Below are 12214 nucleotides of genomic sequence, written 5' to 3' on the forward strand. Positions count from 1 at the left end.
CCCAGCCCAGCCCAGCCCAGCCCAGCCCAGCCCCGCCCTGACCAGGGACGCCACTCTGCCGCTGGCCGACGATGACGAGGCGCAGGTGGGGACCGCGCAGGATCTCTTCGTTCGCCACCGGCCTGCCACGGCCGCCTCCAGGAGGTCGGGAGCAACTGCCTGTTTTCGCGGTCCGGGGGGCCTTGCGGTTCACCGGCGGGCAGACTGTCCTTTGTGACGACACTGAGCAAGGGCGCCAACATGCCGGTGGCGGTGTCCGCCGTCAGAGCTGTACTCGGTTGGTCGGCCGGACCTGGCGTGCCGGATGTGGACGCTTCCGCGCTGCTGCTGACCGGTAGCGGGCGGGTCCGCTCCGATGGCGATTTCGTTTTCTACAACCAGCCGCAGCATCCTTCCGGCGCCGTGCGTCACCTCGGCAAGCAGCCGGGAGCGGACTCGCTGGAAGTCGATCTGGCCGCACTGGGACGGGAAATCGAGCGGGTCGCCTTGTGCGCTTCAGCCGGCGATGGCACGTTCGGGCAGGTGCCGGGACTTCATCTGCGGCTGTTCGACACCGCGTCCGGTGCTGAACTGGCCCGCTTCGACATGGAGGCCGGCACGGAGACCGCCTATGTGAGTGGTGAGCTCTACCGGCGCGGGGACGGATGGAAGTTCCGCGCTGTCGGCCAGGGGTATGCGAGCGGGCTTGCGGGACTGGCAAGGGACTTCGGAATCAGCGTCGACGAGGACCAGGCCGCGGCTGCTCCCGTTCCGGCCCCCGCCCGGATGTCGCCGCCCTCCGCTCGACGGGCCCCTGGTGTCTCGTCTCCCTCGACGGCCCGGTCCGTTGCCGGCCAAGGCAAGCCTTCCATCCGGTTCACCAAGGGCGAGGAAAATCTGCCTGTCGACATGCGTAAGCGCCTGTCGCTGCGTAAGGAGCAGGTCGCGGTCAGCCTGCGCAAGCAGGGCCTGACGGACCTGACTGCGCGCGTGATCCTCGTCCTCGATGCGTCGGGGTCGATGGGCGGTCTCTACACACGCGGCACTGTGGCAGGTGTCACCGAGCGGATGGCGGCGGTGGCGGCGCAGGTCGATGATGACGGTGAGATGCAGGCATGGACTTTCGCGTCCAATCCGGCCCGGCTGCCGGATCTTGTGGTCGGTGACCTGCCCGAGTGGCTGCGGCTGCATGTGCGCGTCGGGCAACTCAGTCTCTTCGGTCGCAAGAAGCCGCCAAAAGGGCTCCTCCCCGGTCAGGTCGACATGCGAGCGGTCGGCATCCAGAACGAGGAGCAGAAGGTCATTGCCGAAGTGCGCGCTTTCGTGCGTGATCACCCGGTGCCTGACCCGACGCTGGTCCTGTTCTTCTCGGACGGCGGCGTGTACCGCAATGATGAGATTGAGCGGGAACTGCGTGCGGCTGTGGAAGAGCCGGTGTTCTGGCAGTTCATCGGACTCGGCCGGTCGCAGTACGGTGTGCTGGAACGCTTCGACACCTTGCCTGGCCGTCGGGTCGACAACGTCGGATTCTTCGCCGTCGACGATATCGAGAAGGTCTCTGACCCGGAGCTGTACGACCGGCTCCTGTCGGAGTTCCCGTCCTGGCTGCGAGCCGCCCGCCAGGCCGGCATCCTGCGCTGAACCGTCTGCGGAGACGTTCGACTGCCGCGCGATTGACCGGCGACATGGCCTGCCCGGTCGCCGTCCCGCCTGCAAGAGCTGACCTGCCACGTTGGTGGACATGATCGCCGCATACGGGCACCCGCGGTTGCCGGCCGTTGGCGTAGCCCGGCTTCGAAGCCGTCCTCGGGACGACAACGCGGCGGCACATCGGAACGAAAACCCGCGCTGGCCCTCGCGGGCGCCGGAGAGGCGTTGACCTGTGCTTCTGGTTCGGCGGAGCCTTCGGCAGTTGTTGTTGATCGACTGTCTGGAGGGCCGGCGTGGCGGTTGAGCTTCTGACGGATGAGCAGGCCGCGGGGTTTCCGGCGTTTCATTGGGGCGCCGTTGAGCACGGAGATGAAGCGCTTCTTCTTCATGGACGACGCGGACCTGGAGCTGATCGAGCCGAAGCGGCATGCCCGTAACCGGCTGGGCTTCGCGGTACTGCTGACCAGCGCCCGCAATCTCGAGGTTGTCCTGGACGACCAGACCGAGGCCCAATCGCAGACCACACGTCTGCCCTTTACTTTATGGACACGGAATGCAGTGCCCTCAGCCGAGGAGTGCGGCGAGCAGTACAAGAGCGCGTTGTCCCACACCTGGAAGGAAGAGAATGATGCGCCCCATGAAATACACCGTCTCCATCGAGATCGCCCTGCCGCGGGAGAAGGTGGTCCCTCTGCTCGCCGACCCGGCACACCTGCCGAAATGGCTGCGGGGCCTGGTGCTGCACGAGCCGCTGAGCGGGGAGCACGGGCAGGTCGGCACCAAGTCGCGGGTCGTGATGCAGATGGGCCGGCGGAAGATCGAGTGCACCGAGACCATCACACGCCGGGAACCGGCAGACCTGCGCGAGGTCCCGAAGACGAGCGTCGTCCACTTCGACCGCGAGATCGTCGGCGAAGGCATGTGGAGCGCCGTGCGCGACCGGCTGACCGAAACGGGCCCGGAAACGACGCTCTGGGAGAGCGAGAACGAATACCGGTTCAGCGGCTTTCTGATGAAGCTGGTGGGACTCCTCATGCCCGGCGCCTTCCGCAAGCAGTCGCAACAGCACATGCAGGACTTCAAGGCGTTCGCCGAGCAGGGAAAGGACGTCCGCGAAGCGACGGACTGAACTGCCTCACTGGCCAGGCGCCTGACTGCGTGGTGTGTTGATCTTCCCTTCGTTCGTAGATGACCGCTGGGGGAAGCGCCAAGGGCGCGCTGTCCGGAGATGGCCGTTGCCGCAGGCGGCGAGGCCGGCGCTGCGGCGCGGAAACGCTCCGTAGCCAGTGACGGTCACCTCGCACCGTCGGCCAGAGAGAGGACGCCGAGGCCGAGAAGTGCCACCTCGCGGGGCCGCGTGGGCGCGTCGCATCCAAGTAGGCAAGGCCAGGATCGGGCGGACCGTACGCATGGCGGACGTGAGGACTTCGCCGCCGCGCGGGCGCGTGCCCGCCTGGCATCGCTCCACGGCATCGGTCGTCGTCGTACCGCTGTCCGTGAGGTCTCAGGTGCCGCACCAGGGCGGCGGGGCGACCCGACGGCTTCCACGCCGATCAGGTCCCGCACCGCGGCGCCGACCGGGGGCCGATGCTGACTGCCTCCGGGCTCGCGCTCGACGGCGAGCGCACCATCGCCGTCGACGGTCGGCACGGGTCCTGTGCCGCGAAGACCTCGCCGTACGCACCGAGCGCACGGTCCGGGCCGTCCGCCGCCCCGCCACACCCGGGCTGGCTGTTGTCAGCCGGGCGGCGCCTGTGCTCGCTCTCGGTGACGACGCCACGGGGCCGGCCCCGGCTCCAGATGTTCTGGGCGCCGGGGCCGTCGCACGTCCGGTCGTTCAGTGCCGGGCGGTCACAGCGCTCGGGAGCCACAGGTCGCACATGTGGTCCTCGGGGAACGTCGTCGATGCCGTGATCGCCTCGGGCGCGAGCACCTGCACCTTCGGGTACTGGGTCCAGCGTGGGGCGTCGGCCGCGTACGGGATGCCCGTGTGGGCGAAGTTGGTCCAGTATCCGAGCATCTTGGCGGCCAGGGCGTTCTGGGCGGGGGTGCCCGAGACGCCACCGAAGACGTACCGGATCTCGGAGCCGTGCGGGGCGCCTATGGGGAAGCTGACCGGGAGGTCGAGGTAGTCCACGGCGCCGCGGTCGGCGAACTCGTACTGGTAGGACCGGGTGTGCCCGGCCATCAGCCGCGCCGTGCGGGACTGGAGGCAGGCGAACTGCGAGTCGGTGAGGATCGCGCCGAGTGCCTCGGCGGGGGAGCCGTGGTCCGACAGCGGGTAGCGGGCCAGGATCGCGTCGGCACGTTCGCCGTACAGGGCGCGGACGGCCACCGGGTATCCGGCCGGGGTCAGCTGACGGCCGGCCAGGTCGTAGGTGGATGCCACGGTGAGCAGGCCCTCGTCGGCGGTGGTGCCCTGGAGGACGGGCACGCGGTGGAACCTGCCACTCTCCAGGGCCTCGGCGATCTGGAGCGGGACGTGCCGGCCGTCGACGTTCGGGACCCAGCGGGCGGTGGGGTTCGTCGAGGCCGTGAGCAGCTCGCCGGCGGTCTTGCCGCGCAGGCAGGCGACATCGGCGCAGCCCAGGGAGCCGGCCCAGGTCGCACCGGTGCGCTGCTGCGACTCGTGCGTGGGCAGCGGGAAGCCGCAGCCCGACTGGGCGATGGCACGGTCGAAGAGGCCGGTCGCGCGGGGGGAGACGAGGTGCTGGCAGACACTGCCGCCGCCCGCCGACTCGCCGAAGACCGTGACGTTGCCGGGGTCGCCGCCGAAGGCGGCGATGTTCTGACGCACCCAGCGCAGGGCCGCTTGCTGGTCGAGGAGGCCGTAGTTGCCGGAGATGCCGTCCGCCGACTCTCCCGCCAGGTCCGGATGGGCGAGGTAACCGAAGGCGCCGAGACGGTAGTTGAGGGTGACGACGACCACGTCGCCCCGGGCGGCCAATTCTCCGCCGTCGTAGAAGGTCCCGGAACCGATGGTGAAGCCGCCGCCGTGGATCCAGACCATCACGGGCCGGTCGCGCAGGGAGCGCTGGGCGGGCGTGTGGACGTTGAGGTAGAGGCAGTCCTCGCTGGGGGTGCCCGGTCCGGCCAGATCGCCCCAAGGGGTCGACGAGCCCGTCTGCATACAGGGGTTGCCGGAGGCCGTGGCGTCCCGGACGCCCGTCCAGCGCGCGGGTGCGGCGGGCGGCTTCCAGCGCAGGCCGCCGACGGGCGGTGCGGCGTAGGGGATGCCGAGGTAGTCGTCTGCTCTCTCGCCCGCCGTTCCCCGCACCTGCCCGTAACCGGTGGTGACGGTCGTGTCGTCGGCCGCCGGAGTGGCCGCGGCGGGCGCGGCGCCCAGCCCGGTCGCCGACAGCAGGAGCGCGCTCGCCAGCACGCCCCGTAAGCGGCGCCTCCACGACGGCGATCGTCGCGCCGTCCTTGCCTTGTGCCTCGTGTACGGATCGGGCATCGGTACCTCCGTGCGGGGGGCTGGTGGTGACAGGTTGCACCGCAGTCTCGACGCCCGCACGCGCCTCTCGCATCGCGCGAATCACCAGTCACGCCCACGGGCGGCCCGGCACGGGGCGGCATTCTCACCGAGTGTGCGCGGGCGGCCCCGCAACCGTAGGCGAGGCGGAGCTGGGACGACCCTGCGTGATGGCGAGGCCAGAACCTGCCGGCGGCGGCGGATGCCGACGGGGCGCCGACCACGACCGTGTGCCTCGTCCCACACCGGCCACGAGGTTCGGCAGCCGAGCGCTTTCGAACGAGCCGCCGAAGAAGGGTCTTTGGGGCTTTGGTCGTTCCAGCGCTCTTCGAGGGGTATTGATGCCGTGGAAGTCCGTAAAATGGACGACGCGTTCACTCTCGGGCTGCGGGCGGCCTACGCGACCGAGTGGGGCCGTGCCCTGCGGGCAACTCGACCGCGATGCCCCGGGGACCGAGGGGCGGAGGGCTGGAGTGTCTGGAGCGCTCCACACCCAAGGTCATTCAGCGGGCTTTACGGTGCGAGGCCGGTAACGGAACTCCTGGCATCGGCAGGTATCACCGTACTTTTGCTGGCTGTTGCCGTAGCTGTCGTTGTTCCAGGTGTGGTGCCCGTAATCGTGATGGCAGCGGGTGTCCTCTCCCCGGGAGTGCTCAGGCCGTGCGTGCCCACACGTGTCGCACAACGGGTATATGACCCTGGTGCGCAGGATGGATCCGCTCCGCAGAATCACCACACCGGCCACTACGCTCGCGATGATCACGGCGATACCGGCGAGGCCTACGACGTGCTCCGCACTCATGTTCCCGCCCCCGTCGTCAGTGCCGGTCAGCCCGGCGATCGGCCCGCGTTTTCCACGGTACGCGACCGGACTGAAGGAGCCGAAGGGTTCGGCGACGCCCGACTCGCACACCCCAACTTCCAGCTCCTGTGGGACCAGAACTTGCCGCGCTCGCCAAGCAGGGCATCCCCGAGACAAGATCTTCAGCGAGAAGATCAGCACCCCCATCAAGGTCCACTACGGCGACCGCCCGGTTGCCACGCTCATCGCCAGCAACCCCGAGACCGCCGACGACCTGACCTCCCAAATCCTCGTCAGGCTGCTCGACTTGGCCCGAGAAGAACGCGAGGCTCTTTTCGCCACCGCCAGGGCATGGTTCGCCACTGGCTCGACAACTGCTGCGGCCAGGGCGCTGTTCTGTCCCCGCAATTCGGTCAACTACCGCCTCGGCAAACTGCAGGAGTTGACCGGCCGTTCCGTCCGTCACCCGACCGAGGTAGCCGAGCTCTTCTTCGTACTGGAAACCGTCAGCCCCAAGGCATGTGACGTTCGGACGGCCCGCCGGGCACGCCGCAGGCAGGTTGGCCGGGCCACCAGCAACCGGCTTCGACAACGAACGCTACAAGAAGCGCAACACCGTCGAAGGCACCTCAACCCCCTCAATGGCTTCCGCGCCGTCGCCGCCGCTACGAGAAACGCCTGCATCTGTCTCGGCACCAACACTCTCGCAGCCCTGGCCATGTAGCTCCGAGCATGATCCGAGCGGTGCTTAGGAATCCGTGGCCGACGCCCCTGACCTCCCCGTCACGGCGCCGTCCTCGTGGGCGAGCCGGTGCGGCCACCAGACCTTCGGGCCGATGTCCAGGAACAGGGACGTGACGAGGATGGACCGCACGACGAAGGTGTCCAGCAGCACGCCCAGCGCCACCGCGAAGCCGATCTCCGCGAGGCCCACGATGGGCAGGGTTCCGAGCGCCGCGAAGGTGCCCGCCAGGACGAGCCCCGCCGAGGTGATCACCGCCCCGGTGGCCGCGAGGCCGGTCACCACTCCGGCCCGCGTGCCCTGATGGAAGGCTTCCTCGCGGATACGGGTGGAGAGGAAGATGTTGTAGTCGATCCCCAGTGCCACCAGGAACACGAACACGAACAGCGGGAAGTCCGTCGACTCGCCCGCGTAGTCGAAGACGTACCGGAAGAAGAGCGCGCTGATGCCGAGCGCCGCGGCGAAGGACAGCACCACCGTCGCGATCAGCAGCAGGGGAGCCACCACCGCGCGCAGCACCAGTGCGAGGACGCACAGCACCACCAGCAGCACCAGAGGGATGATCAGGATGTTGTCGTGCCGCGTGGCGGTGTCCATGTCCAGCAGGGCCGCCGTGCCACCCCCGACCTGCGCGTCGGCGCCCGGCACCGCATGCACGGCGTCCCGTACGCGCTCCACGGTGTCCTTCGCCGCATCGCTGTCCGGTGGGTCGGTCATCGTCGCCTCGAAGAGCACCTGGCCGTCGTGCACCGGCTTCGTGCCGAGAGGTACGCCGATGGATCCGGGCACCACGCCCTGGGTCGACGCGACCGTCCTGCGCACCTGGGCGTTGCGGTCCGCGTTGGCGATGATCACCAGCGGGTTGCCGCTTCCGGCCGGGAAGTAGCGGTCCTGGACCTCCTGGCCGACGATCGAGTCCGGCTTGTCGGTGAAGGAGTCGGCGTTGCTCAGCCCCGCGGCACGCAGTTGCGTCAGTCCCAGGGACAGGGCGGCGAGCACCAGCGCGGTGGCCACCCAGATCGCGCGGGGACGGTGCGCGATCCGAGCCCCCAGCCGTGCCCAGACGCCGTGCTCGGTGGGCTCGGCGGAACCGAAGTGGGGGACGGCCGGCCAGAAGATCCAGCGGTCGAAGATGACCAGAAGGGCCGGCAGGAGGGTGATCATGGCGACCAGGGCAACGGCCACGCCGATCGCGGCGACGGGGCCCAGGCCCTTCGTTGAGTTCATCTCGGCGGTCAGCAGGACGAGCATGCCGAGCACCACGGTCCCGCTGCTCGCCAGGATGGCGGGGCCGGCGCGGTGCAGCGCCCGGGCCATGGCCTCGTGACGGTTCTCGTGCCGGCGCAACTCCTCGCGGTAGCGGGCCACCAGGAGCAGGGCGTAGTCGGTGCCCGCGCCGAAGACGAGGACCGTGAGGATGCCGGCGCTCTGACCGTTGACGGTCAGACCGGTGTGCGTCGCGAGCAGATAGATGACGGCCTGCGCGCTGAAGAGCGCGGCGACGGCCGCGAGCACCGGCAGGATGAGCAGGGTCGGGCTGCGGTAGGTGATCAGGAGCATCACGACCACTACGCCGAGCGCGGCGAACAGCAAGGTCGAGTCGATGCCCTCGAAGGCGTCGGCGGAGTCGGCCGTGATACCGCCGGGCCCGGTGATGTGGACGGCGAGGCCGTTGCCGCCGGTGCCCACGACGTCCCGGATGGAGTCGATGGCGGACCCGATGCGCTCCCACCCTTCCTCGTCCATGGTGACGGGAACGAAGACCTGGGCCGCCTGGGGCGGGATGGTCCTGTTGTAGACAGGGCCCCGGGTCTCCCAGCCTCTGACGCCGTCCGCCCGCAGCGTCTTCAGCTGCACGGTGTCCGCCGCGATCTGTGCGCGGTCCTTAGTGGTCAGCCCGTCCTCACGGGCGTACACGATGATCGCCGTGATGATCTCGGGCCGGAAACCCTTCGAGGTCTCCAGTACCTGGGTGGACTCGGCGCTGCTCGGCAGCCAGGAGGTGGCGTCGTTGTCCTGTGCGCCGGTGAGCTTCTGGGCGAGGGGCGCCGCGACGACGAAGACGATCAGCCACAGGGCCACGACCAGCCACTTGGTGCGTGGGCCGCAGATCAGCCAGGCCACGCCGTTCTGTCGAGGCCGCTGTACGTCCGGCATGCCATTCCCCATCGCTTCGTCATGAGTGGCATGGCAGCCCTCGGGACGGCGGCCGTCGAAGTCCCCCGCGCGCGGCAGCGAAAAGCCCCGGCCGCCCGCGGGCCCGGCCCGTGCGGAGACAGTAAGTGGCGCTGTGCCAGGCGGCCCCGCGACATGCCGTCCGCGCCGCCCGGGCCCCCGGGTTGGGCTATTCGGGGCCCGGGGCCCGAGGATCCGGTTACCGGTCCGTGCTCCTCCTCCCGCTCCGCCGCCTCCGAGACGCGCTTGATGGTCGCCAGTCGCCAGTCGCCAGTCGCCAGTCGCCAGTCGCCAGTCGCCAGCCGCCAGTCGCCAGTCCGAGGCGAGCGTCGAGCGCGGCCATCCACCGGGAGGTCGCGTCGAGCGCCGCGGGCCGTACGGTGTACCGCATCTCGCGCCCCATCCGGCTGCCGGACACCGGTGTCCGGCAGCGTCCAGGACAGCGAGGTGCACGCAGGTCCCGCACAACAGGCCACGACCACACCTCGGCGGACCTGGGCCCGACAGCGCTGACCTCCCGCAACGTGTCTGGACAATCCGCCTTCGAGAAGAGAAGCGAACGCCTACCGTGGCGCGTCATGAAGTCGACGCCGTCCCCGTTGTCTGACCCCGCGCCCCACCGTCTCGGTCACCAGCGTTCATACGCGGCGAACGGCCGGCCCGGTCCGTCGGTGTCGTAGCGGGAGACGATCAGCAGGCCGTCGCGGTCGAAGAGGCCGGCCAGCCAGCCGTCGTCACGGTCGATGTCGACGGAGAAGTTGCGGTCATCCAGCTCCTCGCCGGTGGCACCGTCCAGCACGTACAGCGTTTCGGTGAAGCTGCCCCGGTCCTGGTGCAGGACGGTGACCTTGCCGTCGTGGACGGCGAGTGCCACCGTGTCACCCCGGCCGGAGTCCGCCTCCCAGGCGAGGCGGCCGGTCGTGAGGTCGATGGCGACGACCCGGGAACTGGTGGAGGACTTACCGAAATCGGCGACCGCGTAGAGGTGCTCGCCATCGATGGCGACCTTGGAGGGCTTGTCGGCGACGATCTTCCCGTGCTCGCCGGAGATCTCGATCCGGGACTGCCGCCGACCATCGGCGCCGAAGGAGAAGAAGGCGTCGGTGCCGGGCTCGGTGTCATACGCGGGACGGACGGACACCACCAGCGGGTCGATGGACAGGAGTGCCGTCCGGACCGCGGACGACGACGAGAACGAGGCGACCGGACGGCGCGCGTCCAACGGCTCGTTGTGGAGCAGCGAGCCGGTCGCCGGGTCGAAGACGGCGGCCGTAAGCTCCGACCGGTTTTCCTTCCCACAGCTGAGGACCGCGACGACCCTGCGCTTCGCGGCTCCGACGTCGAACGGCCGGCAGTCCTTCGGAACGGTGGCCGTCCAACGGCGTTCGCCAGTTCGCAGATCGACGGCGCGAATCGCCTTCCGGCCATCGGCGACCACCTCACCGAGCCCGTCCGTCCAGGTGTCGAGGACGACGGCGAGTCCGCCGCCCGCGGCCACGGTGCCGTTCACCGGACCACCGATGGTGCCGGCGGCGACGCCGGCGGTGGCCTTCGCGGAGGCCTTGCGGGAGCCGCTCCACAGCTCCTTTCCGGTTTTCAGGTCGAGCGCCGTGATGCCGGCGCAGCCCTCGCCGTCGGCCTCGGCGGCGGTGACGTTCTCCCCGTGCACCAGGAGTAGCACCGAGTCCTCGGGAGTGGACGTGGAGCAGATCTCGGACCGGCCCGGCAGCACGTACTCCCAGTGCTGTTTCCCGGTCCGCACGCCGTAACCGGTGACCTCGTCGAAGCGGCTGCGGACCAGGACATCGCCGACCAGCCAGCTGCCGTTGCCGTGCTCGGCAGCCGCCGAATCGGCCGGCGTCTCCCAGGCGCTGTCCATCGAGTCGCCGGGCATGTTCCCGGTGATCATCAGGAAGACGGAGACGAGCCCACCGACCAGCGCGAGCACGGCCGCGACCGCGGCCGCCACCCAGCCGATCCGCCGACCCCGGCCGGGCCGCGCGCCCGGTCTCGTCACATTTCCTGCCTGCACGTCCGTCGTCCCCATCCCCGGTCCCCCCGTCTTCCCTGGTTTCCCAGGCCCCTGCGGAGTACTCCCCGGCTCCGACGGCGGTCAAAGAGATCAACGCGTTCTCATGTCATGTGCGTTCATGAACCTGACGGGCTGTTCACAGGCTCTGGCACCGGGCCGTGGGGCACCCCGAAGACGGGTAGGGCACCCAGGAACAGCCACGGGGGAGAGGCGCTGATGGGCAGTTTCATCGTCCGTCTCGCCGTCGGCCGACCAGTTGCTCCGCGCTGTCCCCGTTCCACATCTGTGACGACGTCGACACCGTCCCCACCAAGCAGGGCGAGCAAGCCGCCCAGGAGCCCAGCTCCGGCGACCGCGGCGGGTGCTGGCGCAGGTGTGAAGAGGTGCAGGAATGCTGGAGGTGCGTGTGGCAGCCGTAGGCGCCGTTGTCGGCTGCCGGGCCGAGGGCCAGCGCGTGCGTGGGGGTGCGCCGGACGCGATGCGTCATCGCAGGGCCGGTGACCACCGCCGCGTCGGGCAGGAGAGTTCGATCGGGTGGTGTGCCCAGGTAGTGGGTCTCGCTGCCGACGGACGGCGGGAACGCGTCGGAGGTGAGTACCAGGCAGCGCCCGCTCGCGCGACCCCCGGACGACCGGCTCGTTGAATGGGCATGATTCGATCACTCCGCACCCTTGCCGTGGGCGTCACCGCCGCTGCCCTTGTCGCTTCGATGGAGGCACCCGCCCAGGCCGCCGCCTCTGCCTGTACGCATCACCTGTCCGGCCCGCAGGTCTGCATCTCCACCACCGGAGAGTCGGGCAGCGCCAATCCCGGCACGGTGTGGACCTCCTGGACCAACCCGCCAAGGGACCGCACACACGCCACCGTGCACATCACCGAGCCCGACGGCTTCACCTACACACTCACCGCCCGCCGCCACAACGGTCAGCTCGTCGCCTCAGTCGTCCCCGGCCGACTGATGGACAACGGTAAACTGTGCGCCCGCTTTCAGGGCAGCTCCCGTACGGCCTGTGCGCAGATCATCAACCGCAACTGACCTGACACACCGGGCGGGGCTGCCGGCTACGCCGGCAGCCCCGCCCATCGGCGCCTCAGCCCACGGGTCTCCGCATGAGCGGTCTCGTAGAAGACCGTCGTGGTCGGGCACTCCGCGGCAAGGCCGAGCAGTGCCTCACGCTCGGCCTCCTCGGAGGCCAGGTCCCCGTCCGGCTAAAGCGTGTTGCAGAACGCTCGGAACTGGGCATTTCCTGTGTATGCGTGGGGTGTTGAGGGTTGAGGCGTTGTGGGTTGAGGCGTTCACGGGTCTGCGGATGGGCCAGTTCGAGCGGCTGTTGCGGGTGGTGCGTGAGCGTGGTGGTG

7 protein-coding genes and 2 pseudogenes are annotated in these 12214 nt (G+C 69.5%); 6 read left to right on the top strand and 3 right to left on the bottom strand.

Annotated elements, in window-relative coordinates; translation table 11 throughout:
- Positions 1 to 213: 213 nt before the first annotated feature.
- The 3 genes and pseudogenes from AB0C82_RS32975 to AB0C82_RS32985 all read left to right on the top strand — a co-directional run bounded on the left by AB0C82_RS32975 (position 214) and on the right by AB0C82_RS32985 (position 2758).
- On the top strand, positions 214 to 1620 hold the full coding sequence (locus AB0C82_RS32975; RefSeq protein ID WP_362849468.1) for a VWA domain-containing protein: 1407 nt from the start codon (positions 214 to 216) through the stop codon (positions 1618 to 1620).
- A gap of 396 nt (positions 1621 to 2016) precedes the next feature.
- Positions 2017 to 2079, top strand: a pseudogene (locus tag AB0C82_RS32980) (hypothetical protein); the annotation flags it as partial.
- Between the two features lie 187 nt (positions 2080 to 2266).
- Positions 2267 to 2758 carry an SRPBCC family protein gene (locus AB0C82_RS32985; protein WP_362849471.1) on the top strand — a complete coding sequence of 164 codons (492 nt, stop codon included), beginning with the start codon at positions 2267 to 2269 and terminating at the stop codon, positions 2756 to 2758.
- A 708-nt stretch (positions 2759 to 3466) separates the two neighbouring features.
- Here AB0C82_RS32985 and AB0C82_RS32990 read toward each other — a convergent pair.
- A complete protein-coding gene (locus AB0C82_RS32990) occupies positions 3467 to 5011 on the bottom strand; it encodes a carboxylesterase/lipase family protein (protein WP_362849473.1) in 1545 nt (514 codons plus the stop codon).
- 785 nt (positions 5012 to 5796) lie between these two features.
- On the opposite strand from AB0C82_RS32990, the gene AB0C82_RS32995 reads away from it, so the two are divergent.
- The gene (locus tag AB0C82_RS32995) at positions 5797 to 6630 is read left to right on the top strand and encodes a helix-turn-helix domain-containing protein (protein ID WP_362849475.1); all 834 of its coding nucleotides are present in this window, start codon (positions 5797 to 5799) and stop codon (positions 6628 to 6630) included.
- A gap of 24 nt (positions 6631 to 6654) precedes the next feature.
- On the opposite strand, the gene AB0C82_RS33000 is transcribed toward AB0C82_RS32995, so the two are convergent.
- Positions 6655 to 8805 carry an MMPL family transporter gene (locus AB0C82_RS33000; RefSeq protein WP_362849478.1) on the bottom strand — a complete coding sequence of 717 codons (2151 nt, stop codon included), beginning with the start codon at positions 8803 to 8805 and terminating at the stop codon, positions 6655 to 6657.
- 646 nt (positions 8806 to 9451) lie between these two features.
- A complete protein-coding gene (locus tag AB0C82_RS33005; protein WP_362849481.1) occupies positions 9452 to 10870 on the bottom strand; it encodes a PQQ-binding-like beta-propeller repeat protein in 1419 nt (472 codons plus the stop codon).
- Between the two features lie 634 nt (positions 10871 to 11504).
- Here AB0C82_RS33005 and AB0C82_RS33010 point away from each other — a divergent pair.
- Together AB0C82_RS33010 and AB0C82_RS33015 are read left to right on the top strand one after the other, a co-directional pair.
- Positions 11505 to 11891 carry a hypothetical protein gene (locus tag AB0C82_RS33010; RefSeq protein WP_362849484.1) on the top strand — a complete coding sequence of 129 codons (387 nt, stop codon included), beginning with the start codon at positions 11505 to 11507 and terminating at the stop codon, positions 11889 to 11891.
- Between the two features lie 217 nt (positions 11892 to 12108).
- Positions 12109 to 12214, top strand: a pseudogene (locus tag AB0C82_RS33015) (IS5/IS1182 family transposase); the annotation flags it as partial.

The organism is Streptomyces sp. NPDC048560 (assembly GCF_040650955.1).
GTDB lineage: Bacteria > Actinomycetota > Actinomycetes > Streptomycetales > Streptomycetaceae > Streptomyces.